The 25667-nt window shown below is 41.0% G+C and carries 17 protein-coding genes and 15 tRNA genes; 16 read left to right on the top strand and 16 right to left on the bottom strand.

Annotated features, from left to right (window positions below):
• Positions 1–72: 72 nt before the first annotated feature.
• The 4 genes from ACGEDC_RS01555 to ACGEDC_RS01540 form a co-directional block, all read right to left on the bottom strand.
• Positions 73–1083 carry a LysR family transcriptional regulator gene (locus ACGEDC_RS01555; RefSeq protein ID WP_055026079.1) on the bottom strand — a complete coding sequence of 337 codons (1011 nt, stop codon included), beginning with the start codon at positions 1081–1083 and terminating at the stop codon, positions 73–75.
• Positions 1084–1353: 270 nt separating this feature from the next.
• Positions 1354–1887 (bottom strand): hypothetical protein, encoded by a 534-nt coding sequence (locus ACGEDC_RS01550; RefSeq protein WP_394496022.1) that lies wholly within the window; start codon positions 1885–1887, stop codon positions 1354–1356.
• 11 nt (positions 1888–1898) lie between these two features.
• Entirely contained in the window at positions 1899–4124 is a 2226-nt protein-coding gene (locus ACGEDC_RS01545) for an aldehyde ferredoxin oxidoreductase (RefSeq protein WP_394496020.1), read from the bottom strand.
• 19 nt (positions 4125–4143) lie between these two features.
• Complete coding sequence (locus tag ACGEDC_RS01540; protein ID WP_055026082.1) at positions 4144–4791, bottom strand: 4Fe-4S dicluster domain-containing protein; 648 nt, start codon at positions 4789–4791, stop codon at positions 4144–4146.
• 393 nt (positions 4792–5184) lie between these two features.
• Between ACGEDC_RS01540 and ACGEDC_RS01535 the strand changes: the two genes are divergently transcribed.
• The 3 genes from ACGEDC_RS01535 to ACGEDC_RS01525 all read left to right on the top strand — a co-directional run bounded on the left by ACGEDC_RS01535 (position 5185) and on the right by ACGEDC_RS01525 (position 9987).
• On the top strand, positions 5185–7584 hold the full coding sequence (locus ACGEDC_RS01535) for an OmcA/MtrC family decaheme c-type cytochrome (RefSeq protein ID WP_394496018.1): 2400 nt from the start codon (positions 5185–5187) through the stop codon (positions 7582–7584).
• A 375-nt stretch (positions 7585–7959) separates the two neighbouring features.
• Positions 7960–9489 carry an NADP-dependent phosphogluconate dehydrogenase gene (gene gndA, locus ACGEDC_RS01530; RefSeq protein WP_192021277.1) on the top strand — a complete coding sequence of 510 codons (1530 nt, stop codon included), beginning with the start codon at positions 7960–7962 and terminating at the stop codon, positions 9487–9489.
• A 261-nt stretch (positions 9490–9750) separates the two neighbouring features.
• Positions 9751–9987, top strand: a complete 237-nt coding sequence (locus ACGEDC_RS01525) for a hypothetical protein (RefSeq protein ID WP_394496015.1) — start codon at positions 9751–9753, stop codon at positions 9985–9987.
• A 78-nt stretch (positions 9988–10065) separates the two neighbouring features.
• Here ACGEDC_RS01525 and ACGEDC_RS01520 read toward each other — a convergent pair whose 3' ends face one another.
• Positions 10066–10845: an IclR family transcriptional regulator gene (locus ACGEDC_RS01520; protein ID WP_394496013.1), complete on the bottom strand. Its 780-nt coding sequence runs from the start codon at positions 10843–10845 to the stop codon at positions 10066–10068.
• Positions 10846–11135: 290 nt separating this feature from the next.
• On the opposite strand from ACGEDC_RS01520, the gene ACGEDC_RS01515 reads away from it, so the two are divergent.
• Entirely contained in the window at positions 11136–11927 is a 792-nt protein-coding gene (locus ACGEDC_RS01515) for a phytanoyl-CoA dioxygenase family protein (protein ID WP_394496011.1), read from the top strand.
• A gap of 92 nt (positions 11928–12019) precedes the next feature.
• Here the strand turns inward: ACGEDC_RS01515 and ACGEDC_RS01510 are convergent, their stop codons facing one another.
• Positions 12020–12901 carry a 1,4-dihydroxy-2-naphthoate polyprenyltransferase gene (locus ACGEDC_RS01510; protein WP_055026087.1) on the bottom strand — a complete coding sequence of 294 codons (882 nt, stop codon included), beginning with the start codon at positions 12899–12901 and terminating at the stop codon, positions 12020–12022.
• A gap of 238 nt (positions 12902–13139) precedes the next feature.
• Between ACGEDC_RS01510 and tesB the strand changes: the two genes are divergently transcribed.
• The 3 genes from tesB (at position 13140) to ACGEDC_RS01495 (ending at position 15852) form a co-directional block, all read left to right on the top strand.
• Complete coding sequence (gene tesB, locus ACGEDC_RS01505; protein ID WP_055026088.1) at positions 13140–14003, top strand: acyl-CoA thioesterase II; 864 nt, start codon at positions 13140–13142, stop codon at positions 14001–14003.
• A 4-nt stretch (positions 14004–14007) separates the two neighbouring features.
• Positions 14008–14403: a YbaY family lipoprotein gene (locus tag ACGEDC_RS01500; RefSeq protein WP_394496008.1), complete on the top strand. Its 396-nt coding sequence runs from the start codon at positions 14008–14010 to the stop codon at positions 14401–14403.
• A 192-nt stretch (positions 14404–14595) separates the two neighbouring features.
• On the top strand, positions 14596–15852 hold the full coding sequence (locus ACGEDC_RS01495; RefSeq protein ID WP_394496006.1) for an MFS transporter: 1257 nt from the start codon (positions 14596–14598) through the stop codon (positions 15850–15852).
• 458 nt (positions 15853–16310) lie between these two features.
• Here the strand turns inward: ACGEDC_RS01495 and ACGEDC_RS01490 are convergent.
• From ACGEDC_RS01490 to gltX, 9 genes are all read right to left on the bottom strand, one after another.
• Positions 16311–16386: transfer RNA gene (locus ACGEDC_RS01490), tRNA-Glu, on the bottom strand.
• A gap of 108 nt (positions 16387–16494) precedes the next feature.
• A tRNA-Glu gene (locus tag ACGEDC_RS01485) sits at positions 16495–16570 on the bottom strand.
• Positions 16571–16809: 239 nt separating this feature from the next.
• Positions 16810–16885, bottom strand: a tRNA-Glu gene (locus ACGEDC_RS01480).
• A 242-nt stretch (positions 16886–17127) separates the two neighbouring features.
• A tRNA-Glu gene (locus ACGEDC_RS01475) sits at positions 17128–17203 on the bottom strand.
• 243 nt (positions 17204–17446) lie between these two features.
• Positions 17447–17522, bottom strand: a tRNA-Glu gene (locus tag ACGEDC_RS01470).
• Between the two features lie 241 nt (positions 17523–17763).
• Positions 17764–17839, bottom strand: a tRNA-Glu gene (locus ACGEDC_RS01465).
• A gap of 243 nt (positions 17840–18082) precedes the next feature.
• Positions 18083–18158: transfer RNA gene (locus tag ACGEDC_RS01460), tRNA-Glu, on the bottom strand.
• Positions 18159–18243: 85 nt separating this feature from the next.
• A tRNA-Ala gene (locus ACGEDC_RS01455) sits at positions 18244–18319 on the bottom strand.
• Between the two features lie 105 nt (positions 18320–18424).
• Positions 18425–19834, bottom strand: a complete 1410-nt coding sequence (gene gltX / locus ACGEDC_RS01450) for a glutamate--tRNA ligase (RefSeq protein ID WP_394496004.1) — start codon at positions 19832–19834, stop codon at positions 18425–18427.
• Positions 19835–20346: 512 nt separating this feature from the next.
• Here gltX and ACGEDC_RS01445 point away from each other — a divergent pair.
• From ACGEDC_RS01445 to ACGEDC_RS01415, 7 genes are all read left to right on the top strand, one after another.
• Positions 20347–20422: transfer RNA gene (locus ACGEDC_RS01445), tRNA-Val, on the top strand.
• A 36-nt stretch (positions 20423–20458) separates the two neighbouring features.
• Positions 20459–20534: transfer RNA gene (locus ACGEDC_RS01440), tRNA-Val, on the top strand.
• Positions 20535–20571: 37 nt separating this feature from the next.
• Positions 20572–20647: transfer RNA gene (locus ACGEDC_RS01435), tRNA-Val, on the top strand.
• A gap of 37 nt (positions 20648–20684) precedes the next feature.
• Positions 20685–20760, top strand: a tRNA-Val gene (locus ACGEDC_RS01430).
• 51 nt (positions 20761–20811) lie between these two features.
• A tRNA-Val gene (locus ACGEDC_RS01425) sits at positions 20812–20887 on the top strand.
• A gap of 51 nt (positions 20888–20938) precedes the next feature.
• Positions 20939–21014: transfer RNA gene (locus tag ACGEDC_RS01420), tRNA-Val, on the top strand.
• 52 nt (positions 21015–21066) lie between these two features.
• Positions 21067–21142: transfer RNA gene (locus tag ACGEDC_RS01415), tRNA-Val, on the top strand.
• 283 nt (positions 21143–21425) lie between these two features.
• On the opposite strand, the gene ACGEDC_RS01410 is transcribed toward ACGEDC_RS01415, so the two are convergent.
• Positions 21426–23255 carry an ABC transporter ATP-binding protein gene (locus ACGEDC_RS01410; protein ID WP_394496002.1) on the bottom strand — a complete coding sequence of 610 codons (1830 nt, stop codon included), beginning with the start codon at positions 23253–23255 and terminating at the stop codon, positions 21426–21428.
• A gap of 176 nt (positions 23256–23431) precedes the next feature.
• On the opposite strand from ACGEDC_RS01410, the gene ACGEDC_RS01405 reads away from it, so the two are divergent.
• Together ACGEDC_RS01405 and ACGEDC_RS01400 are read left to right on the top strand one after the other, a co-directional pair.
• On the top strand, positions 23432–25024 hold the full coding sequence (locus tag ACGEDC_RS01405) for a DNA-3-methyladenine glycosylase 2 family protein (protein WP_394498203.1): 1593 nt from the start codon (positions 23432–23434) through the stop codon (positions 25022–25024).
• Positions 25025–25036: 12 nt separating this feature from the next.
• Positions 25037–25537 carry a methylated-DNA--[protein]-cysteine S-methyltransferase gene (locus ACGEDC_RS01400; RefSeq protein WP_394496000.1) on the top strand — a complete coding sequence of 167 codons (501 nt, stop codon included), beginning with the start codon at positions 25037–25039 and terminating at the stop codon, positions 25535–25537.
• Positions 25538–25667 lie beyond the last annotated feature (130 nt).

The raw sequence follows: 25667 nt of genomic DNA, 5'->3' as shown, positions 1-25667 counted from the left end.
AGTATTTAGCTGATGAGTCTTTCTGGTATTTTGTTTATTTGTATTAGGTTAACCAACTATCAGGCAATCATTTTAGCGCTCAAATTGACAAGCTTTAATGCAGCCATTTGCGCCTGTGGTGATGAGCTCTGCAATTTTGTTTTTTACACATTCAGATAGCTTACGTTCAGACTTTCTGGTTTGCATGTAGAGCGTCATATTGGGCTTATTACGCATTAATTCTTCACGTTCTTTTCGTGGGACAATTTGCGCTCTGATGGTGTCATCATGGGTTAAATAATCTACCGCACCTTGAGATACCACTAAAGTAATAGCGTCAGTGCCGACTAAGAAGTCAGAAATTTCATTGAGGTTGTTTGTTTTAGCGGCAACGAGTAATTCTCTTTGACGAGAATCGGCAAACTGTTTTAGCGGTGTCGCTTCAAGTTCGCTATTAAAATGCAGCACTTCAGTCAAAATTACAGGGTAATTAAGCACACGATCTAAAATTGGCTTATACATCTCATCCCAAATTGGGTGGTTTTCTCTTGCGACTACAAAGGTGTCGGTAACTTCACAAATTTTCTGACTTTGTATGCCAACATGAATGGACGGATTGCAGGTAATGACGATGTCGCAATGACTATTCAATAACATTTCTTCGTCATTTGCGCCGTTGTCTTGCAATACTGCAGATTTAACGCAGGGTTTCATACACGCGTTATTACATTGGCAGTTATACAGTTTCCTTAGCACGCCATTTGTAAAACCAGAAGGCGCATGAATGACAATTTCACTGTTAAGTGTTTCGATGCTTTTATCTATTTCTTGTGCAAGATCGATATGGTTGATTTCAATACGTTTAAGGATAGGGTAAAGGCGCTGAGACTTATCGGTTATTTCTAAGCCTGACACTTTTTTGATAAACAAGGGATCATCAAAAGCTTCTCGTAACCTAGACAGGCAACGACTTATTTTTGATTGGGGAACGTTAAATGACTCAGCTGTGAGTTTACCGCTTTGAAACTCGTAAAGTCGAAGAAATACCAGCAAAGTCATGTAATCAAGATGCAGAAGACTTTCTTGTGTAGTTGTTGGCTTCATATATCACACTTAGTTGGAATCATGTATGAGTAATGTACCAACTAGGAGGTAATTTAGGAGTTAAAAACTAGATAAGTTTTACCTTAGTCACGATAAAGCGGCGTTTTTATTCTTGAAGTGTTAACTAACGAATAAGATTAGCGAAAATCAGTCAAAAGTTTATTCTGTACATAGCTAAACTGGCTTAAATATAAATAAGAAATTTAGCCTATATTGATTTTATTGGGGTGTTATTGCCTTATAAACGGCATATAAGGCAATAACGTTTACCTAAGCAGACCACTCAAATGGATCATGGTCAGCCAACACTTTGGCATAAGTGTTGGTCATGGTTTTTATGGAGAAGTAATAACCATGAGTTTGGGTTTCATGATTCTTGGCATCGGCTTGAAAATGAATGTCTTCACACCCCTCTGTTTGGCTAAATTTATCAATTAATGTCGTTAATTCACTGAGTTCAAGTTTATAAGGTGGATAGCTAAAGTTAACTGCTGCAACGAGTTCGCCCATTGCTGAATAACGGCGAATATAATCCGCCATTGTTTCAATTAACTTATTATCTTTCACCCCAATCCATTGGATGGCGTAACTTCTTACAATGAACCTTTTAGAATAAAAATAGTGCTCTTTTTCTCCCGTTATAATGGCGATATCGTGATATTGGCTATCTTCAATCAATTGTTGATGAGCGAGTTCAACATCTTCTATTTCTACATCAAGGCCTGCGACAGCAATAACTTGCTCGGCCGTCACCAGACGACCGTCCTTACTTAGCAAGCGAATATAATCAACCAGTTCAATCATATTTGATTTACCTATGCTGGTAACAACGCCAAGCTTTCTAGCTTGTCAGCGACGTAACCCAGTTTGAATTTTTCTAATGTTGCACGAGTCGGTACGCCAGTATCCTTATCCCAGCCCATTTCAGCGTAAAACATGTCTAAGCCTATTTGGATATCGTCTCGATCCATTTTAATCGTGCCTTCGTCGCCGAAATTCTTGTCATGATCTAAGTCATAAACCCATTCAGACAAGACATCATGTTTATTTCGCTGATCAATTTCATTCATTTGCAACACGGTAAGTGCGCGGTGCAATTGCAAGACACTTTCTGCCATGGCGTCCAGTTCGGCTTCTGATGTTTCAATGCCTGTGACAAGGCTGAACATTTGTGCTTCGATTGAGCTGTCACCGATATAGTCTCGATTCGCATCTGGTGAGACAACGAGTGGGAACATCCAGTTACATAGGGTTAATGAATCATGTAATACATTTTTCACTAAACACCATTTAGCAAATTTTGCTTTGGAGGTATTCATGGCGGTGTAATGTTGAACTGGATCAAATGCGCCTTCGCCCCATAGTGACGCGGCTACTTCGGCGATCTTGGCGTGGGGAAGGCCACAGTTAATTAAGTTGATGTGCGAGTGACATTGCGGATCACGGTTAAATACTGTGTTTAGCAGGGCTCCTACTTGACCTGCTGATTCACTGGCGTGGTGAACGCCACCCACCATAGAACGGTTAAACACTTTCATGTTTTTATCGAGAAATACACTGTAGGTTTTACCGACTAAATCATAATTTGCATCAGATTCTAACTCGAAGGTCAATTCCGCCATACGAGGGGATTCTACCTCATTAAGAATATCTTCAACGTTGTACAGTTCACCATCTTCATTAATGAATTCATGTAAGCCACGGCCTAGGCAGCGCCCTAGAATATTTGAGCCAGGATAATCTTCACTGTAGGCAATACGGGTATAGAAATCTTGCATAAAATGCGCATCGAGATCAGCGTATTGTGCCCAATTAATCGCAGCATATTCTTCAGCTGGTAGAATGATTTCCCAAAAGCCGCGGGCGGTAAACTCTCGCATTAAATGGGACAGTTGGCCGTAAGCACTCCAAATACCATTATCATCCATATAATAGGCACCAACCGTTTGAATGTCGGTTCGTTTTTCACCATTGCTTGGTTTCCCCATGGCGTACCAAGGATCGAGAAAACCTAAACATACATTGGTAATGTTTTCAGTTGGCAGATTGTATTCGGTTTTCATTTTTGGGTTTTTAACTTCACAAAAACAGCGAATAGGGCAAGAGTGGCAGCCTCCTGGACGTTTAAAGATTTTATTGGCTTCATCACGGCCAAAATACATTTCGGCCATTGAGGTGCGCATGCCCACTTTTTGGCGGTCATCCCATGGTGTTTCACCCACATCAACAGGATTGTCTGCAGCTCCCCATGTGACGCCTGGACCGCCTCGCCAACGACTGCCTGTAGAGCTATACTCTGCCCAAGATTGCGGCTGATTAGGAACAACTCCTTGATTGTTAGCACCAATGATCCCAAGAATATGGTCATCTAATGCACGTAATTGCTCATTGGTTGTCGATTCTGCGATATCGACTGTACCAGTGCCAATAATACCAATGGCCTTAAGTTTTTTAGAGCCTAGTACAGCCCCATGACCGCCTGCTGAGTGGCCACCTTGAGTTTGAATAGTTGATTGAGCTACAAGGTGTTCACCACTAGGGCCAATTGCTGCAACCTGAGCTTGTTGTCCCATTAATTTACTGATGCTGGCAAAGGTATCGAATATGCCTACTCCCCATAAAGAATCTGCGGGTTCGAGGGTGACAGTGTCATCAACAATTTTTAGCCATACAGGGGTTTCTGATTTACCTTCAATAATAATTGCATCGTAACCAGCAAATTTAAGCTCTGGTGAAAAGTGACCGCCAAAGTGGCCATCAGTGATTAAGTGATTTCGAATAACAGGGTTACGAGAAGTAATCGTTGTTCTAGCCGAACATATTGCACCTGAGCCACTTAATGGCCCCGCTGAAATAACTAATTGGTTTTCTTCATCAGTTGCTTTAATTCCGTCGACATGGTCATCCCATAAAACTTTATAACCGATTCCCATTCCGCCAATATAATCGTGATAGGTTTCTGTTGTTTCTTTAGTAATAGCTTTTGTTGTTAAGTTAACTCTTAAAATATAACCGGCCCAGCCACCATATGTAGTAGTCATAATTATTCCTTTTTAGTTTTTAAACTAATTCTAAATACTTTTCATGAAGTTCAACTTCGGCAACAGCGTCTTCCCAGGTATAAAACTTAATTGCGCCAGTTGGGCAAACTTGGGCACAATTAGGACTGCCTTCACAGAGATCGCATTTGAGAGATTTTCGAGTGGTTTTATCTATGGTGATAACTTGCTGCGGGCATTTGTCAGCGCAATAGCCACAACCGACACATAAGTCATCGTTGACCACTCTGGCTCCCGTTTCTTCGTTAACGGTAATCGCTTCTTGAGGGCAAACGGTCATGCAAACATCACATTGACGACAGGTTGATGGCACAATGGTGCTATCACCTTGTTCACCACGCTGGTCTTGATAGTTTGGCTGCACGCCATGGGGGCCAAAATTGAGGTTTTTGGCAACTTTAATTCTTGAGGTACTTGGGCTGACAGCTGATTTTCCGTGGCTCCAGCTACAGGCTATTTCGCAACGTCGGCAACCTACACATAAGATAGGGTTGACGACCATGAGTCCACCGGGTATGACTTCAACTATTGGGGTTTCTGCGTCATCACTGCTACCACACCCAGTTAAAAAACCGACTAATGTTCCACCATAAACGGTTCCGACAGCGACCTTAGCGCCATTAGCAAGTAGTGCTCTCCTTGTAATCATATTTGTTTCCTCTTAATTATAAATATTGCTTTTATGTTTATATTTATGATTCGAGTATTATTTAATTAATTTAAAAACAAGTTGATTATGATCACGTTTGTTTTCTTGTTTTTCTAATTAGTCTTAATATATATCTTAAGTCACATTTTTTTGCTGTGTATTTCATTTATTAAAATTTGCTTTTCTATTTAATTATTGAAAAATCCTATTCGATTCCATTTTTGGGAATTGTTACTTTTGAACTGAGTATTTTACTTTGTGGAATGTACTGTTTTGTTAGTTGTTGTTTTAATATTTTGAGTGGATTCATGATTTTTATCACAATAAGATTTTTATAAATAAATAATTATTACTAAAAATTAAAAATGCCGTGAATTAATAAAAGGAATAATAATGATGAGCAAATTGTTAATTAGGAAATATAAGAAGTGGATAACACCGCTTGTTTTAGTTCCAATGGTTGCACTTACTGCATGTTCCGGTGATGACGGAAAAAATGGCGATGATGGAGAGTCTGGTGACATTAACATTGCAATTTCATCGGCAAAATCATTACAAGCTGAAATTGAAAAGGTCACGATTGATGAGTCGTTGCAGGTTTCTTTTGAGTTTTATCTTAGTAATGCCAACGGTGTAGCTGTAAGTGGTTTAGCCGATGTGGCGTCCATTTCAACTTTAGGGGCAGGCATTGCTAAGCTCGGAGTTCAACAAAGGCGCGTGCGCCCATTGAATGAAGCAGGTAGCGCTACTGTTGTGACAACTGCTGAAACTGATTTATCACCACAATGGACGAGTTATATCAATAACGTGGTTGAGCCTGGAGACGTTGCGGACAATGATTTAGAAGAGGGCTGGGACAAGCACAAAGGGACTCAATGGCAAGCAAGTATTGAGTCGGATTGTAAAGAAGCTTGTATTGAAGCTATTGGAAACGGTTTATATCGCTATACGTTTTCACAGCCTTTAGATAGCTATTCAAATATTGATGGAATTAATACTGAATACAATGTAGAAAATATTCATCGGGTGTATTTAGAGTTAATGCCTTTTTCCGATGCTGACATCAGTACGATGTTGGTGAACACCACATTTGACTTTGACCCGACCACTGGCGTAAACGCTCCAGCAGAAGATACTCGGGTGTTACTGACAGCGGAGCAGAGTTGTTATCGATGCCATACAAATGACTTAAGTGCTGACAATAGCTTATTAATGCATGGCAATAAACGCTTTGATTACGAAGGCTGTGTGATGTGTCATACCAGTTATTCTGGCGATCCTGAAACAGGCGTGAGCATTGGCATGGCCAGCTTAGTACATAGAATCCATAAAAGTGATTATTTGGTCATTGGTTATAAAGGATCTGTCCATGATTATAGCGATCTGACTTATCCTGGTGATATGCATCAATGTCAGCAATGTCATATTGAAGATGGTGTGCCTCAAGCTGACTTTTACCAATACCCTGGTCAAGAAACCTGTTTAAGCTGTCATGAGAAATATGCACCTGACACCTGGAATGGGACTGCGGTAGGCTTATTTCACGATCGAGATGCGTTTCCTGATGCATGGGCGATGAGCTGCAGTGGTTGTCACCCAGATAGTAATAATCCATTAGGTTCGGCCATTTTCCACAATGCTACTGTGAGTGTGACAGATTCCTTGATTGAGCAATATCAGTTTGCGTTAACTGACAGTGTGTTAGATGAGGCGCAAGACACGTTAACAGCTACCCTAACTTTTAACCAATTAAGCACGAACCCAGATGCTGATCCCGCTATAGATAACCTTTGGCTGGTGGCATCAGGTAATCCGCAACAAGATGTTATGCCTGAAAACAATGGCCAGCGTAAAGTGTGGGACCTAGTATCAAGCTCAGAAGATATCACGTTAATTAGGGAGAGTTCAGTTGTTACTGTGACGATTAACAATGCTGGTGTTGCCGATCTTGGGCTGAATACGACGGGTACCTTATATGCGAAGGTTATGGTTTGCGGAGACAAACTAACGGGTTTAGCAGCTTCATGTGAGGCGCTAGAGGCGGAATCAAGTATCGTGCTTGCTGAGGTCCCAGCTGATGCCGCGATACCATTAACCACGAATGTTGAGCTTTATACTGAATTAGTGAATAACCAAAAGTGTATTGCTTGCCATGATGAACAGTTCCAGCAACGAGTGAATGAAGCTCACAGTAAAATCTCTACACCAGCTAATGGGGCAACTTGCGGTGCTTGTCACTCGCCACAAGTTGCGACAACCTTAACGGATGGTAGCTGTCAAAGCTGTCATACCAACGACATGGTTAAATACATGAATGCGACACGTAAGCACACACCAGGTGATGCAAGTATTAAAGCATTTAGAACTATTAATAATAGTCTAGGTTATCGAGAGTTAGTGCATTCACTGCATGCAAATACTCGCACAACCAAAGGCTATACCGGTAGTGAACGTGAAGCAATGACGTATCCGGCTTCTGCAAACGATTGTCGTGCTTGTCATGATAAAGGTCAGCTCCAAATGGATACGCTTGCTGCGCAAGACTCTGTCATAGTGGCAGCTCGTGATGCGACCTCATCGGGTCAAGTTTCTGAATATTCACCGACTGTTGCTGTGTGTGCCTCATGCCATAACACTGAAGCAAGCTGGGCTGCTCATGCTGAAAGCTTCGGCGGTGTATTCCAACAAGATGCAAGCTCTGGCGCAATATATCAGCCTGGTGATGAGTCATGCCAAACCTGTCATGGCGAAGGGAAAAGCTTAGGTATTGATGTGATGCACGGACTGAACTAAATCGTTCATCAATGTGTTAAAGGTTGTATGAGTTAGCTTGCTTAGATTAGCTTATACAACCTTTTTTAGTTACTTTTAAGCTAAAGTGAGCTCATTAATCATGTTTTATTAAGGTCGCTGGCTTGGTTATTTAACCAAAAATCTTGTATTTTCAGACTACTGGATTAAATGTTGTAACGATTATTTACAATCCGTTTTAATTTATTCTAACTCACTGTGTTTATTAGCTAAAACTTGTTTATTAGTTTGCTTTCCTAATTATGCAATTGTGTGTGCACATTTTGCGACTGTAATTTAGTTACATAAATCAGTATAATCACCGTCCAAATGGATTCGCTACGCGCGATTAATCTCTGTGACCTTTGGAAAATAATAATGACTACCCAACCCTTTCGTTCAGACATCGGTGTTATCGGCCTCGGTGTAATGGGCAAGAATCTCGCGTTAAATATTGCTGATAATGGCTACCAGGTCGCGGCTTTCGACCTCGACAGCGACAAAGTGAATACCGCAATAAATCAAGAACAAGCAGAAAGAAAAGCAAACTTAGCTCCCCGAATGCTAGGCTGTAATAATCTTACTGAAATGCTTGATTCTTTAGCTAAACCTCGCGTCATTGTGTTATCTGTGCCTGCTGGTGGACCTGTTGATGGCGTGTGTAATGCGCTTATTGAAGCAGGTATCGAATCAGACGATATCATTGTTGATACAGGTAATAGTCTATGGACTGATACTGTGGAGCGTGAAGCGCGCTTTAAAGGTAAGTTTGTATTCTTTAGTTCTGCTGTTTCAGGTGGAGAAGTTGGTGCACGTTTTGGACCTTCTTTAATGCCTAGTGGTGATAAAGATGCTTGGCAATACGTGGCACCTGTATGGAAAGCAATGGCAGCAAAAGTTGATCCTGAAACTGGCTTGCCTATTGAGCGGTTTGAGCCGGGCAATCCAGTGATTGAAGGGGAACCATGCACGACTTACATAGGTCCTGCGGGCTCTGGCCATTACGTTAAAATGGTGCATAACGGTATTGAATATGCTGACATGCAACTCATTTGCGAAGCTTATCAATTATTGCATGATGGCTTAGGTTTATCTGCTCATGAAGTTGGTAGTATTTTCCATACTTGGAACCAAGGTAGTTTAAATAGCTATCTTATGGAAATAAGCGCAGAGGTGTTACAACAAGATGATCCGTTAACCGGTCAACCTCTGGTTGAAATGATCTTAGATAAAGCGGGTCAAAAAGGCACAGGTCTATGGACTGCGGTAAGCAGCTTACAAATTGGCTGCCCTGCGCCAACAATTGCTGAAGCGGTTTATGCACGTGCGGTGAGTACGCAAAAAACCTTGCGGGTTAATTTAAGCAGTAAGCTTTCTGGTCCTGCAAAAATACCATTGAACGATGCCGAAAAAGCGGAGTTTATCGCTAACCTGGAAGATGCTTTATATTGCGCCAAGGTATGTTGTTATGCCCAAGGTTTTCAATTAATGGCGATGGCAGCTAAAGAGCAAAATTGGGATTTAGATTTTGCTGAAATCGCCAAGATTTGGCGTGCGGGTTGTATCATTCGTGCCACTTTCTTACAGTCAATTACTAAAGCTTATCAAGATGATGCAGCGCTTCCAAACTTACTCATGGCGGATACCTTTAGCGAGAGTTTATCAGCTAAGCATATGAATTGGCGCAAGACCGTTGCGGCATCTGTCATGCAAGGGATCCCTGCACCCTGCATTAGTTCTGCAGTGGCTTATTATGATAGCTATCGCAGTGAAACCTTGCCCGCAAATTTACTCCAAGGCCAACGTGACTTTTTTGGGGCCCATACATTTGAACGTACCGATAAACCAGCAGGTGAAAAATATCATCTAGATTGGAGTGCTAAGCAACGCACATTATCAAAAGTCTGATATCGACTTTGAATGACAGCTTTAGCTGGCTATTGATTAAAAAGCACTTCTATTTAGAAGTGCTTTTTTGTGTATAGAATAACGATATTACCCAATCAAGCGGGTAAGCAAAACTTGTAACTGCGGCTTGACTGCTATAGGTTCAACTATAAGCAGTAAGGTTTGTAAGTAAAAATTCATAGTTATGAGGGAATATAATGCCGACAAAAGCTGATAAAAAGAAACGAATAGCCGAAGCGATAGAAAGCGTCACGTTTGAATATGAACAATACTCCAAAAATGCTGCCAAAAAACTCCCCCCTTGAAATTGACAATAATGATGCACTAGAAAAATTACTTGAAGTCGTACTGCTAAGGGAATCGTTAAGTCAAAGAACGGCAGCTAAAGCACCTGCATCAGTGAAGTTAAGAGCTTCTTTAGCCGACATGATCTTGCTTAATGATGATTTTGACCGAAAACAGATCTCGGCCAATGCAACGGCAGAAGTTGAATCTTAAAAGTCTACAGTGCTAAGTTTTTACCTATGCCAAAACGCCTTTTCCCATATAAGGAAAGGCGTATTAAGCGGATTGCGTTTAACTTATTAACTGGTGGGTAATTTGTTTCGCTGTTTGCTTCAGCGCATTTTGAAGCAGGTTTAGCTCTGTGTGGTTTAGCACATTGGGTAACACTGAAAAGGTAAGTGCGGCAATCACTTGTCCTTCTGGTTCTCCAATCAATGCGCAATATTCCGCGATACCTTCAATATGGCTTGTATGCGTAAACAAAAAACCTTGTTGCTTAACTTCTTCCAGTTGAGCAGATAAAGCCATTTTCTGTTTTTGATTCATTGTTAAATAAAGTGCATCTCGTTTTAGTATCATCAAGGCGACATCAGGGTTACTGTTTGCCAGTAATACCTTACCAGCAGTTGATGAAACGGTAGAGAACATTGCTCCTTCAGTTATGTTGATTGACACTGGGGAGTGACTTTTTGCTTGTACAATAACCATTGCCTGACTTTGGTAAAGCATGCTTAAGTGACAAGCTTGACCTGTGGTAACCGCCAAATCCTCCATTAACGGCAGCGCTGCTTGCCTCACTTTATCAATCGGCGATATTCCTCTTGAGAGGTTATATATTTTCAAAGACAGCTGATATCGGCCAGAAGACTCATCCCGATGAAGATATCCCCGAGCTTCAAGGTTAACCAATACCCGATAGATATCATTTGGCTTACGCCCAATACCTTTGGCTATCTCTGATTGAAGTAAAGGGGTTTGTTGCTCAGCTAAAAATTCCAAAATATCAAAGCCCTTGTCCAATGCTGGCACAGAGTATTTTGGTTCTGCTATTAAGTTAACACTTGCTGGCATATCACCTTTCCCTTTTATTAATGGTGTCCAATTGTTCGCTTGGCCTTTTTCTTTGAGATGTAGGTAAGGCTATTTTGGCAAAATTTGCATAAAAACCGACAGGGCATTTATTCATAAACCCAATACTTATATAAATTTAATATTTATATGCAAATGAAAACTTGCGATCTTAATAAGTTTAATTGATTATTGTTAACAATACCTGATTTATTTAGGCGTTTATTTTGCCATTATCGAGCAAGATGAATAAAGACGGAACTAACATTAGCAATTAAAAGGAAGTATGGAAGATGAGTAAGCTTGAATTAACAGTTGAACAGATTAAAGATTTTAATCGTGATGGCTATGTCATTGTAAAGGGGTACTATTCTCAACAAGAAATGGCGAAATTGCAGCAAGTCGCTTTTAATGATGAGGGTTTGTACCAACAAGCATGGAATAAGAAAGACAGTCAAGGTGCCTTAAGCAAGGTATGCATTTGGCAGCAAACTGGTGATGACTTATACAGTATGTTTTCTAGAGGCCGACGACTTGTTGATTCAGTAGAAAAGATAATAGAAGAGGAGGCTTACCATACGAGTACCAAAATCATGATGAAAGAGCCATTGGTTGGAGGCGCTTGGGAATGGCATCAAGACTTCGGTTATTGGCATCAAGATAACCTTATGCTGTACCCAAAAGCGATTAGCTGCATGATTGCCATCAACCCTGCAACAGTTGAAAATGGCTGCTTACAGGTACTAAAAGGCTCACATCATATAGGAAGGTTAGATCACGCTAAAACTGGCGATCAAAAAGGCGCAGACATGACTTTTGTCGAAGAAGCAATGAAGTATCATCCTTTAGTCAATGTTGAGTTAGCAACGGGGGATGTTCTGTTTTTTCATTGCAACTTGCTGCATAAATCAAATCAAAATCGCTCAGATAAACCTAGATGGTCGATGATATGTGCTTACAATGCAATTACTAATCAAGCATTTAAACCAAATGAAGCTGTGTATTATCCGCTTTCTAGGCTGGATGATAGTGCTATTCTTGAATGGCATGAAGAGGGAAGAAAAGGGAAATTATTACAGGATTAAGTATAGGCTTAATAAGGTAAAAAGCTTCCTATGACATGCTTGTATTAATGTTAAAGCAAGTTCATAGGAAGACTTATTGGGCGAGCGGTCAGTTACATTGGCAAACTAAAGATTAACCCTATGCTGAACAATAGGCTGAAAATCATTGTTAACTTAGCTGTTCGCCCCAAGATTGGGTTTAAGGCTTCACCACTGGTATTACTGAACTCTCCGCTGAGTTGACGAGCGTAGATTAATGATAAACCTGCTAGCAGCACTGGAAGGCCTGCAAGGTTACCCATTAAAAAACCACCAATAATAAGACCAAAAGGTAAATAGACTAATGCTTGATATAAGACTCTAGCTTGAGCTTGCCCAATTTTGACAGCAAGGGTATTTTTACCTGCTTTGGTGTCTGTTTGAATATCACGGGTATTATTTACCAGCATAATCGCTGCGTTAAACATGCCAATAGCGCTTCCTAACAGCCAAGCACTGGTACTCGTGTCACCTGCTTGTAAGTAATAACTACCAACGACGGCAACAAGTCCAAAGAATACAAATGCTGCCACTTCACCTAAACCATGTGATGCTAAAGGGTAAGGTCCACCGCTGTAACATACCGCACCAAGTAAGGATGCCACGGCTAATATCGCAATAGGCCAGCCACCATGAAAAATAAGTGCTGAACCAACCAATAATGCAAGCAATAAGCAAATAACCATGGCATTGCGTACACTGCTAGGTGATAACATTCCGCTTTGGGTCACTCTGACAGGCCCTACTCGTTCTTCTGTGTCGATGCCATTTTTAAAATCAAAATAATCATTGGCTAAATTGACGGCAATTTGCAATAAAATGGCACATAACATTGAAATGCAAGCAATGGTATAACTGAATTGCTCAAGGTGTAGGGCTAAAATATTACCAATTAATAATGGACCAATGGCAGCAGGTAAAGTGCGAGGTCTAATGGCTAAAATCCAAGATTGCATATTGTTAAGGCTTCAAGATATCGAGTTAAATTAGGATAGACTAATAGCATAGCAACTTTTTTTGATTAAGTACGAGGTTGTGATCGCGCAATTAAGTAAAATCTTGTTACTAATTGTGCTGAATTTTATCGTTTTTTTGTTTATTTGTACGTAAATTCGAGAATATATTTACGCTAGGCGTGTGGTTCTAAGGTAATCTAAGTTTATTGAGTCAGATTGTGCAGACGTTAGGGAAATTATGAGTCAAGTTTTAAACGATTTATTATCACTGCTTTCATTAGAGCAAATCGAACTAGGGCTGTTCCGTGGGCAAAGTCAGGATTTAGGCTTCGGTCATGTCTTTGGCGGGCAAGTGATGGGGCAAGCGTTAAGTGCTGCAAAGCAAACGGTAAGTGAAGATAGGCATGTGCATTCATTACACTCTTATTTTTTGCGGGCGGGTGATGAGAAACTTCCTATTGTCTACGATGTTGAAAACATGCGTGATGGGGGCAGTTTCAGTGCAAGACGAGTAAAAGCGATTCAAAAAGGCCGCCCTATTTTTTACATGACTTGCTCGTTTCAAGCTCCTGAAGAAGGTTTTGAACATCAAGCTGAAATGCCAGTCGTCGATGGTCCAGACGGATTACTAAATCAGCAAGAATTAGCTTCTACAATGCGCGATAAAGTACCCGCTAACATACTTGAAAAATTCATGGCTGACTCGCCAATCGAAATGCGCTTGGTTAATCCAATACACCCTATTGCTCCAGACTCTACTGAACCCAAGCGGTATATTTGGATGCGAGCGAATGGCCATATTCCAAGTGATCACAGTGTTCATGAATATTTACTCGCATATGCGTCAGATTTCAACTTTCTGGTGACTGCGGCTCAGCCTCATGGTGTGTCATTTTTAACGCCAGGGATTAAAATGGCGACGATAGATCATGCTATGTGGTTCCATAGGCCGTTTAATTTTTCAGATTGGTTGCTTTATAGTGTAGAAAGTACCAATGCCAGCGGTGGCCGCGGTTTTGTTAAAGGGCAGTTTTTTGATCAACAGGGTCGCTTGGTTGCATCTGCAACACAAGAAGGCTTATTAAGAATGACGAAAGGATAAAAATATGAAGCTCGGTGTAAAAGCAGCAATGTTTGCGTTGATGACATTTATGATGACTGCGTGTGTAACCGTTACCCCAGATGAGCCGGTTATTATTAATGGCTATGCGGGTTATCTTGAGAAAATTGTATTACCTCAAAACTGTAAAATTAACATTGCGATTATTGGTCTTAATACCCCAGGTTTAATTATCTCGCAAAAAACGTTCGATATTGCCAGAGCACCAGTACCGTTTAAGTTTACGTTACCTGCGGACAGTATTGATGAAGATATTGAGTATGGGGTTGTTGCGATGATTCTGTATCAAGATAGACCTATTTTTCAAACCTATGAGAAATTTCCGGTTATCAATAATGATAAGTTCACCACTGAAGTTATTATGAAAAAGGTAGAGCGCTAAACTGATCACTTTACATCTGCTTAAAAACAACAGGGTTCAATAGTAAAAATATTGCTCGAACTTTAAGTTATGTCTTAATGATTATGCTGACAAATTAAGACATAACTCACATCTTTAACTTTCTCAAATTGCTTATGGTCTTCATCGAGCAATAATCAATGCTCAGTTAACTATTTAATCGAGGCTTATGTTGTGCCTGATTTACTTGCCAAAGAAGCCCCTGAAAACCAATCTGGTGGCGAACAAAGATTAATTTGGGCATTGTGTCTTGCATCTATCGTTGTTTATATCAATTTATATGCAGTACAAGGCATGCTGCCCTTAATTGCTGAGCATTTTAATGTCAGTGGTGCTAAAGCAACATTGATCTTGTCTGTTACCAGTTTTTCGCTGGCTTTTTCGTTACTTATTTATGCGGTAATTTCAGACCGAGTAGGCCGTTTAGCGCCAATTATGGTCAGCTTATGGATGTTAGTCGCTTCCAATCTATTACTTATTTTTGCTCGAGACTTTGATGCTTTATTATTGGTTAGGCTATTGCAGGGGGTATTACTCGCAGCAGTACCTGCCATTGCAATGGCATATTTTAAAGAGCAATTACCAGCAGGTTTTTTATTAAAAGCGGCTGGTATTTACATTATGGCAAATAGTTTAGGCGGCATTGGTGGCAGGTTAATGGGAGGGCTTTTGTCTCAATACTTTACCTGGGAACAAGCCATGATGGTGAATTTTTCGGTTACTTTGATTGGGATTTCTATAGTCACATATTTGCTACCAAGAAGAGAAATAAAGTGCGCGGCAACCCACCACTCAACGAGCGTCATTAATAAAATAAAGCACGATATCGGTGGTTTTATTTATCATTTGACAGATCCCCAGATGCGGCTTGTATATGCCATCGGTGGACTTGCTTTTATGATGATGGTGAATCAGTTCAGCTTTATTCAATTACACTTGATGGCCGACCCATACAATTTTAGCCGTTTTGCGGCGACTTTAATTTTTCTTTGCTATTTAAGTGGAACATTAACGTCTTATTTATCTGCCAAGTGGGTGGTTAAATTTGGTGCTCAACGATTATTCAAAGGTGCATTGGTTGTGATGTTGCTTGGCACGTTATTGACCTTAATGGATAATCTACTTTGCATTACAATTGGTTTTTTACTGACTGCGAGTGGTTTTTTCTTAACTCATAGTTGCTGTAATTCGTTTGTGGCGATAAGAGCATCGACTCATAGAGCTAAGGCGACTTCCCTATACCTTTGCAGTTATTATCTAGGAGCGTCCCTTGGAGGCCCTTATTTGATGATATTTTGGCATCAATCAGAGTGGCAAGGTGTTGTTATTGGTTCGGTAGGGTTATTGTCTCTGTTATTAGTGGCTATTTTAAGGTTGACACATCATCAATCTAAGGCAGCTGAACAAGAGCTTAATACGCAAACACAGTAACGACATAGATAAGTTTTCTACCTTTTGAATTAGAGGCCTAAAGGCCTCTTTTTTGTTGTTTGTTCTTGCGCTAAGCCTGCTCTACGTTCAAAACTGAGTTGTCTATTGAAACAAATTAGTTTCCAGTTATTACATTCACTTTGTACCTCATGTACAAATACAATACGTAATGTTTGATTTTAATTGTTCAGCACTCATTTTAGAGCGAACTTTAAAGAATAGCTAAAGCCTCAACTCACTAAGTATCCTAGATAGATTATGTAATTATTAAGAGTTCATCTTGATTTGATTGGCGTTACTAACTAACACTTTAGGCGTTGACATTATAGTCGTTACGTATAGGTATTCATTTAGAGAGGTCTTTTTGAGTTAGCGATAAATTTCAGAGATAAAAAAACCACAATTAAGTGGCTTTGATATTACTTAAAACTCAGTTTGATAACTCAGAGTTAAGAAAGTGGTATCCCCTAGGGGATTCGAACCCCTGTTACCGCCGTGAAAGGGCGGTGTCCTAGGCCTCTAGACGAAGGGGACCCGGACTGGCGTTATACTCTACCAAAGAGTGAATAACTCATTAAGTTCTGTAGGCTAAAACTTAACGCTTTTTTATTTTCTCGAAGTTCATCAAGAAAAAATAAATATTGGTATCCCCTAGGGGATTCGAACCCCTGTTACCGCCGTGAAAGGGCGGTGTCCTAGGCCTCTAGACGAAGGGGACCCGGACATATTGTTTTACTTCCAATATAACGAAGACCTATAAGTAACACTTTAGAAGGCTGTTAAAGTGAAACCGCCTTGCTCTTGTAATAACAGCGCGGTGTCCTAGGCTCTCTCTTCTTTAATCGAAGGGGACCCGGACTGCATTAGACTCTGCAAAGAGTGAATGACTCATTAAGTTCTGTAGGCTAAAACTTAACGCTTTTTTATTTTCTCGAAGTTCATCAAAAAAATAAATAGTGGTATCCCCTAGGGGATTCGAACCCCTGTTACCGCCGTGAAAGGGCGGTGTCCTAGGCCTCTAGACGAAGGGGACCCGGACATATTGTTTTACTTCTAATATAACGAAGACCTATAAGTAACACTTTAGAAGGCTATTAAAGTGAAACCGCCGTGCTCTTGTAATAACAGCGCGGTGTCCTAGGTTCTCTCTTCTTTAATCGAAGGGGAGCTGGACTGGCGTTATACTCTACCAAAGAGTGAATAACTCATTAAGTTCTGTAGGCTAAAACTTAACGCTTTTTATTTTCTCGAAGTTCATCAAGAAAAAATAAATAGTGGTATCCCCTAGGGGATTCGAACCCCTGTTACCGCCGTGAAAGGGCGGTGTCCTAGGCCTCTAGACGAAGGGGACCCGGACATATTGTTTTACTTCCAATATAACGAAGACCTATAAGTAACACTTTAGAAGGCTATTAAAGTGAAACCGCCGTGCTCTTGTGTAATAACAGCGCGGTGTCCTAGGCTCTCTCTTCTTTAATCGAAGGGGAGCCGGACTGCATTAGACTCTGCAAAGAGTGAATAACTCGTTAAGTTCTGTAGGCTAAAACTTAATGCTTTTTTATTTTCTCGAAGTTCATCAAGAAAAAATAAATAGTGGTATCCCCTAGGGGATTCGAACCCCTGTTACCGCCGTGAAAGGGCGGTGTCCTAGGCCTCTAGACGAAGGGGACCCGGACATACTGTTTTACTTCCAATATAACGAAGACCTATAAGTAACACTTTAGAAGGCTATTAAAGTGAAACCGCCGTGCTCTTGTAATAACAGCGCGGTGTCCTAGGCTCTCTCTTCTTTAATCGAAGGGGAGCCGGACTGCATTAGACTCTGCAAAGAGTGAATCACTCATTAAGTTCTGTAGGCTAAAACTTAACGCTTTTTTATTTTCTCGAAGTTCATCAAGAAAAAATAAATAGTGGTATCCCCTAGGGGATTCGAACCCCTGTTACCGCCGTGAAAGGGCGGTGTCCTAGGCCTCTAGACGAAGGGGACCCGGACATATTGTTTTACTTCCAACATAACGAAGACCTATAAGTAACACTTTAGAAGGCTATTAAAGTGAAACCGCCGTGCTCTTGTAATAACAGCGCGGTGTCCTAGGCTCTCTCTTCTTTAATCGTAGGGGAGCTGGACTGGCGTTATACTCTACCAAAGAGTGAATAACTCATTAAGTTCTGTAGGCTAAAACTTAACGCTTTTTTATTTTCTCGAAGTTCATCAAGAAAAATAAAATAGTGGTATCCCCTAGGGGATTCGAACCCCTGTTACCGCCGTGAAAGGGCGGTGTCCTAGGCCTCTAGACGAAGGGGACCCGGACTGGCGTTATACTCTACCAAAGAGTGAATAACTCATTAAGCTCTGTAGGCTAAAACTTAATGCTTTGATTTAAATATAATTGGTGGAGCTACACGGGATCGAACCGTGGACCTCTTCGCTGCCAGCGAAGCGCTCTCCCAGCTGAGCTATAGCCCCTCAACTATACTTAATACATTTGGACATGCTGCGATAAATAATCACGTTGTGTCTCAACTGCGAGGCGCATTCTATGCAGCCTCGCCAAAAGTGTCAACTCGTTTTTTAAGAATTTATTCTATCTGCTACAAATTCAATCGCTTTGGATATTCTTTGTTCGCAACGAGCCTTTCCAACCAAAAATAAGGTTAAATCTACAGCAGGTGACATACCAGCGCCTGTAACGGCTACACGTAAAGGCATTCCGACTTTACCCATTCCCACTTCAAGTTCTGCAGCTGTATCTTCAATTGCTTGATGAATTGCTTCAACTGTCCACTCTGGTAATGCAGAAATTTTTTGCTGAATTAGCTTTAACGGCTCCATGGCTACGCCACGTAAATGTTTTTTAGCGGCATTTTCGTCAAAACCATCGAAGTCTTCGTAAAAGTAGCGGCTAGAAGCTGCTAACTCTTTCAAGGTTTTTGCTCTTTCAGATAATGCAGTAACAACTTCAGCTAATGCTGGGCCGTTTGCTGTATCAATTTTTTGGTCATCCATGTGCCATTGAAGATGCTTTGCTACATATTCTGGAGCAAGCTCCTTAATGTAGTGTTGGTTCAACCAATTCAGCTTTTCTGTATTAAAGGCAGAAGCGGCTTTATTGATATCGTCTAGTTTGAATAGCGAGATCATTTCTTCCATCGAAAACACTTCTTGGTCGCCATGTGACCAACCTAAACGTACAAGATAGTTAAGCAGTGCTTCTGGTAAGTAACCATCATCACGATATTGCATTACACCAACAGCACCATGACGTTTTGACAATTTTGCACCGTCATCACCTAAAATCATCGATACATGAGCATATTCAGGTACTGGTGCACCTAATGCTTTAAGGATGTTAATTTGACGAGGGGTGTTGTTGATGTGGTCTTCACCACGTACAACGCAAGTGATACCCATATCCCAATCATCTACAACTACACAGAAGTTATAAGTCGGCGTACCTTCTGTGCGGGCGATAATTAAGTCATCTAAAGTGTCATTAGCAAATTCGATACGACCACGTACATGATCATCAAATACCACACTGCCTTCTGTCGGGTTCTTAAAACGGATGACAAATGGTTCATCAGTATCACGAGGCTCAAGATCACGACAGTGACCATCATATTTTTGTGACTCACCATTCGCAGCTTGTTCTTCACGCATTGCTTCAATACGCTCACGGGAACAATAGCACTTATAAGCAGTACCATCTTCTAGCATCTGCGCAATGATTTCGTTATAACGATCGAAACGTTTAGTTTGGTAATACGGACCTTCATCCCAAGTTAGTCCTAACCATTCCATTCCTTCAAGAATGGCTGCACATGCTTCAGGTGTTGAACGTTCAATATCAGTATCTTCTACACGTAAAACAAACTCGCCTTGGTTTGCGCGGGCATAAAGCCAAGAATAAAGTGCTGTTCGAGCACCACCTACATGTAAAAAGCCTGTTGGGCTAGGAGCAAAACGCGTCTTAGTTGTCATAATGGGACACTAACCTATTTCAAAAACGTCTATATAAAGACAGATATAATAAAGTGGGCGATATTCTATACCTAAACTACCTTATTATGCGAGTTTCACTTTTGATTATATAAGCTGGGTCGCTTTACTTAAGTGATATTGTTCTTGTGAAGAAAAACTATAGCTAACAAGCGAATGTCTTGCTGCTTGAAGTTTACTAATTACTGAATGAGTTCTTGATTGCACAAGATAGGTTTAATCTGGATAAAGCTCGGCGATTAAAATTAATGCTAAAGCTTAAATTCTTGATACAAGGTTAATGACGAAAGTAAGAAAAAGAAAAGACATGAAAGCTTATGACCCTAAGCACTTGCTTAATAATGCATCAAAAGGTTAAGTATTCATGTCTGTTATGGGTTTAAAGCGTTTAACAATTCAGCAGTATGCACGTTTTTAGCGCTGCTAAGCTTTGTTTCGTGAAAAAGTCGTTGACAGTATTTTGTTGCTCCCTATAATACGGCCCCACACAGCGAGGTCGATTAGCTCAGCTGGGAGAGCACCTCCCTTACAAGGAGGGGGTCACTGGTTCGAGCCCAGTATCGACCACCATTATTTTTTAAGAATTAAATCATTGTGTAAATCCCAGGTCGATTAGCTCAGCTGGGAGAGCACCTCCCTTACAAGGAGGGGGTCACTGGTTCGAGCCCAGTATCGACCACCATTCTTTTTGTAAAGAATTAAAACATTACGAAATCCCAGGTCGATTAGCTCAGCTGGGAGAGCACCTCCCTTACAAGGAGGGGGTCACTGGTTCGAGCCCAGTATCGACCACCATTCTTTTTGTAAAGAATTAAAACATTACGAAATCCCAGGTCGATTAGCTCAGCTGGGAGAGCACCTCCCTTACAAGGAGGGGGTCACTGGTTCGAGCCCAGTATCGACCACCATTCTTTACTGTAAAGAGTTTTTGTAAAGAATTAAAACATTATGAAATCCCAGGTCGATTAGCTCAGCTGGGAGAGCACCTCCCTTACAAGGAGGGGGTCACTGGTTCGAGCCCAGTATCGACCACCATTCTTTACTGTAAAGAGTTTTTGTAAAGAATTAAAACATTACGAAATCCCAGGTCGATTAGCTCAGCTGGGAGAGCACCTCCCTTACAAGGAGGGGGTCACTGGTTCGAGCCCAGTATCGACCACCATTCTTTACTGTAAAGAGTTTTTGTAAAGAATTAAAACATTACGAAATCCCCAGGTCGATTAGCTCAGCTGGGAGAGCACCTCCCTTACAAGGAGGGGGTCACTGGTTCGAGCCCAGTATCGACCACCATTTCTTCTGCTTTATCTCATTAATTTCTCAAACCTTATTTATTTCTCAAATATTAAATTTTTCTGTTTTGATTATTCATTTTATTTTGCGGCAATCTATAAATTCTTCCTTTATCAGAGCCTATTCCGCATGATTTGTTGGCAAGCTTAAGCAAAAACTTCATGGCCTAGGTTGTTAACTGTACTGATAATCTATATTCACTCTTTGAGTAGGTAATTGAGCCATAAAAAGCCGCTCAGTGATTACATTGAACGGCTTTGTGCTTTATAAACTCAATTTAAGCTTAATCGATCCCTAAGAACCCACCTGTTTGATGTGCCCAAAGCTGTGCGTAGATCCCACCCGATTTGATTAATTCTTGATGCGTACCTTGCTCAACTATTTTGCCTTTATCTAATACGATCAATCTGTCCATTGCAGCGATAGTTGATAAGCGATGAGCAATAGCAATTACCGTTTTACCTTGCATCAACTCATACAAACTTTCTTGAATCGCAGCTTCAACCTCAGAATCTAATGCCGATGTCGCTTCATCAAGTAAAAGAATCGGCGCATTCTTAAGTAGAACACGGGCTATAGCGATACGTTGACGCTGACCACCAGACAATTTAACACCACGCTCACCCACTTGTGCATCTAAGCCTGTATTACCAAATGGATCTGATAAATCCTTAATAAAGTCAGTAGCCTGTGCTTGCGAAATCGCAGCTTCTAGCTGTGCTTCAGTTGCAGTTGGATCGCCGTAGAGTATATTTTCCCTAATCGAACGATGGAGTAATGAGGTGTCTTGAGTGACCATCCCTATCATTGAACGTAATGAGTCTTGGGTAACATCAGTAATTTTTTGGTCATCGATGGCAACATGGCCTTTTTCGACATCATGAAATCGCATGAGTAAGTTAACTAATGTTGACTTACCGGCACCAGACCGGCCAACTAAGCCGACTTTTTCACCCGCTTTGATATGGAGATCTAAATCGTTAATCACCCCAGAGTCTTCACCATAGTTAAAGCTAACATCATTGAAATCGATTTTGCCGTTGTCGACACAAATATCTTTGGCATCAGGCTTATCTTCAATTTCAATAGGCTTAGATAAGGTGTTCATTCCGTCAGTGACAGTACCGATGTTTTCAAAAAGTGAGCTGATTTCCCACATGATCCACTGTGACATCCCGTTTAAACGTAATGCTAAACTTACTGCAATAGCGATAGCACCAACGGTAATAGCATCATCAGCCCAAAGCCAAATCGAAACGGCAGCAATGGTAAATGCCAGTAAGTAATTAATCCCTTGCACCAGCACATTAATAATCGTGACAAGGCGCATTTGACCATAAACAGTGTGCAAAAAGCCCATCATACTGTCTTGAGCATAATCGGCTTCTTGTTTCGTATGAGAGAATAATTTTACAGTCGAAATGTTGGTATAGCTGTCAACAATACGGCCAGTCATTGTCGAGCGAGCATCAGCTTGCTTGGCTGAAATTGCTTTTAATTTTGGTACTAACTTCCATTGGATGGCGATGTAAGCAAATAACCATACAAGCATAGGCAGCATTAAACGGACATCAGCACTGGCTATCATAACCAGCATAGAGGTGAAATAAATCAAGATGTACATCAATACATCAAGTAATTTCATCACTGTTTCACGAACTGCGAGAGAAGTTTGCATGACTTTAGTGGCAATACGACCCGCAAAGTCATCTTGGTAAAATGAAATACTTTGCTTAAGCAGATATCGATGTGCTTGCCAGCGTATTGCCATCGGATAATTGCCTAATAGAGTTTGATGCACGATAGAGGCATGTAACCATACGAGTAGCGGGATCACTACCAGTACAATGACAGACATGCCAATTAACGTGTTACCTTCATCTTGCCATAGGGTTTCAGGGTTTTTAGTGACTAACCAGTCGACTAACTTACCCATAAACCCGAAAAGCGAGACTTCTAAAATGGCGAGTGTGGCAGTCAACATCGACATAATAATCAGGTGTTTTTCAAACCCTCGGGTGTAATGGCGACAAAACGCGTACACGCCTTTAGGTGCCTTGGTGGGCTCTTCTTGAGGCAAAGGGTTCGTTAAAGATTCAAAAAATTTAAACATCAACAACTCGAATGAATATTAGTTATTGCTAGGATACCGTAACTTATGATGCAAGTGTTGAATAGATTGTGACAATCCTTGTGCGAAGTTAATCAGCATTCAGTTCCGTTTTCCGCTAGTTGTGAAGGTAAACTTTGGGTAAAGTGACATTATCTCCATCACTGACGTATCGACATATGATGACTAGTAAACACAACCAGCCACATCCAGATAACGAGCTCGATCCGGTGCCAGAACCTTCAATTGCATGTTATTTGCCGAATGATGTTTGCAGACAGGCGAGGTTAAGTCGTGACGCACGCTTTGATGGTCGCTTTTTTATTGGCGTAAAAACGACAGGAATTTATTGCCGTTCGATTTGTCCTGCATCGCCTCCAAAAGAGCAAAATGTGGTGTATTTTGATTCGGCGATAAAGGCTTCTCAAGCTGGGCTGAGGCCTTGTTTGCGCTGCCGACCTGACAGTGCTCCACAATCTAATGCATGGCAGGGTACAAGCACTAGTTTGCAGCGAGCTATTTCGTTAATCGAAGGTGGCAGCCTTTCTGGTGAGAATGCGCAGTCTTTAACGGAATTATCAGCAAGATTAGGGATAAGCTCCCGTTATTTGTCACGTTTATTTAATCAACAACTCGGGACTTCACCTAAAAGATATGCCTTATACAGGCAATTGATGTTTGCGAAACAATTACTACATCAAACCAGCTTATCGATAACGGACGTCGCGATGGCGGCAGGTTTCAATAGCATAAGACGCTTTAATGAAGTGTTTAAATCACAACTGCTACTGACGCCAACACAGCTGCGCAAAACCCAAAAAGTAAACAAGTCTGCAGAAACTAACTCGCAAGGTATTAAGTTATTGTTGGATTATCGGCCACCGTATTCATGGCAGGATATTTGGTCGTTTTATCAATTGCGTGCAGTAGATGGTATGGAGTGGCTGAATGAAACAACTTTTTCTTATGGGAGAAGTTTTGCTTTTTCATTCAATGAGCAAACAGTGACAGGTGTCTATGAAGTTGTTCCTGTCAAAGGCAAGAATCAATTAGCGTTAACAGTTGAATTTGAACAGACTGAACATATCCGGTATTTACATCAAACCGTGCGATTTATCAGGCAGCGACTAGATTTAGACGCGGATATGGACGTGATTGAACAATCATTTGAGCCGCTGCTGAACTTAGGTATGAAGGTGAAACAAGGCTTGAGAATTCCTGGTACTGCTTCTGTATTTGAGGCGGGGTGTCGCGCGGTACTTGGCCAGCAAGTGAGTGTGATTCAAGCCAGTAAACTTCTCAATATACTCGTTAAAAATTATGGTGCCGTTAAGCGAGTTGGAGGTAGGGAAGTGCAGTTTTTTCCTAGCGCTGAGTCCATCGCTGCAGCGAGTTTAGATGAATTTAAAATGCCTGAATCTCGAAAACGTGCGCTAAATGGCCTTGGTGACTTTGTTGCTAAAAATCCATTTGCTTGCCCTAGTAAATGGATAGATATAAAAGGCATAGGTCCTTGGACTATTGCTTATGCTCAAATGCGAGGAGAGAGTAACCCTGATGTGTTTCTGGGCGGAGACTTAGTGATTAAAAATCGAATTAAAGCCCTCTTGTTTGCCTTAAATGACTTGCCTGATAACAACCCGTTTGCGATAGCAAATAAGGGTGAGTTTACCCCTAAGTTGTATCAAACATTCGTTAACAACCTCGCTAAGCAAGTTAGCCCATGGGGCAGTTATCTCACGTTTCAATTGTGGAGCCAAAATGAAAATTAATATGTTACCCCCTTGCATCAATCTATTTTTAAAAGTCCTGTTGGCGATTTAATGCTGCAAGCTTCAGTGGCAGGTTTAACGCATTTGCAAGTGATTGATAAAGACTCACCTGCCGCAAATTATTCATTATCCTCTGAAATAAAAGCAGCGACTGGCGCAGACATTAGCCAAGCTAAACAATGGATTGAACAAGCTATTCACGAGCTCGAAGAGTATTTTTCAGGCCAAAGAGTTCACTTTGATGTGCCACTTGCTGCCAAGGGGACAGAGTTTCAACAACAGGTTTGGCAAGCGCTAGTTGATTTACCATTTGGCAAAGTCTGCAGTTATGGTGATATTGCCAATAAAATTGAGCGCCCTAGAGCGGTGCGTGCTGTTGGCGCTGCAAATGGGGCAAACCCAATAGCTATTATCGTGCCTTGTCATCGAGTTATCGGTAAGAATGGTACCTTAACTGGTTATGCTTATGGACTTGAGATGAAGCAATTTTTATTAAATCTTGAAAGTCGTTAGTTCTCAATTAGAGCTAAACGATTGGTATTCAGTCAAACTTTTCGAATGATAAACTGGTGGCCGTTTAACCGCTTATTTGACCACCGATGATACTGATACACTGTTATCGCTCAAGACGGTTTGCATATGA

The organism is Shewanella sp. ENK2 (genome assembly GCF_043568515.1).
Lineage (GTDB): Bacteria > Pseudomonadota > Gammaproteobacteria > Enterobacterales > Shewanellaceae > Shewanella > Shewanella japonica.
Note: the sequence above shows the minus strand (reverse complement) of the source record. Positions and strands in the feature narration are given on the sequence as shown.

Bases quoted from the DNA above. Each gene is read 5' to 3' on its own strand.
- ACGEDC_RS01540 (WP_055026082.1), bottom strand. From the start codon at position 4,791: ATGATTACAAGGAGAGCACTACTTGCTAATGGCGCTAAGGTCGCTGTC.
- ACGEDC_RS01525 (WP_394496015.1), top strand. From the start codon at position 9,751: ATGAACAATACTCCAAAAATGCTGCCAAAAAACTCCCCCCTTGAAATT.
- ACGEDC_RS01405 (WP_394498203.1), top strand. From the start codon at position 23,432: ATGATGACTAGTAAACACAACCAGCCACATCCAGATAACGAGCTCGAT.
- ACGEDC_RS01510 (WP_055026087.1), bottom strand. From the start codon at position 12,901: ATGCAATCTTGGATTTTAGCCATTAGACCTCGCACTTTACCTGCTGCC.
- ACGEDC_RS01555 (WP_055026079.1), bottom strand. From the start codon at position 1,083: ATGAAGCCAACAACTACACAAGAAAGTCTTCTGCATCTTGATTACATG.
- gndA (WP_192021277.1), top strand. From the start codon at position 7,960: ATGACTACCCAACCCTTTCGTTCAGACATCGGTGTTATCGGCCTCGGT.
- ACGEDC_RS01550 (WP_394496022.1), bottom strand. From the start codon at position 1,887: ATGATTGAACTGGTTGATTATATTCGCTTGCTAAGTAAGGACGGTCGT.
- ACGEDC_RS01545 (WP_394496020.1), bottom strand. From the start codon at position 4,124: ATGACTACTACATATGGTGGCTGGGCCGGTTATATTTTAAGAGTTAAC.
- ACGEDC_RS01410 (WP_394496002.1), bottom strand. From the start codon at position 23,255: ATGTTTAAATTTTTTGAATCTTTAACGAACCCTTTGCCTCAAGAAGAG.
- ACGEDC_RS01500 (WP_394496008.1), top strand. From the start codon at position 14,008: ATGAAGCTCGGTGTAAAAGCAGCAATGTTTGCGTTGATGACATTTATG.
- ACGEDC_RS01515 (WP_394496011.1), top strand. From the start codon at position 11,136: ATGAGTAAGCTTGAATTAACAGTTGAACAGATTAAAGATTTTAATCGT.
- ACGEDC_RS01520 (WP_394496013.1), bottom strand. From the start codon at position 10,845: ATGCCAGCAAGTGTTAACTTAATAGCAGAACCAAAATACTCTGTGCCA.
- gltX (WP_394496004.1), bottom strand. From the start codon at position 19,834: ATGACAACTAAGACGCGTTTTGCTCCTAGCCCAACAGGCTTTTTACAT.
- tesB (WP_055026088.1), top strand. From the start codon at position 13,140: ATGAGTCAAGTTTTAAACGATTTATTATCACTGCTTTCATTAGAGCAA.
- ACGEDC_RS01535 (WP_394496018.1), top strand. From the start codon at position 5,185: ATGATGAGCAAATTGTTAATTAGGAAATATAAGAAGTGGATAACACCG.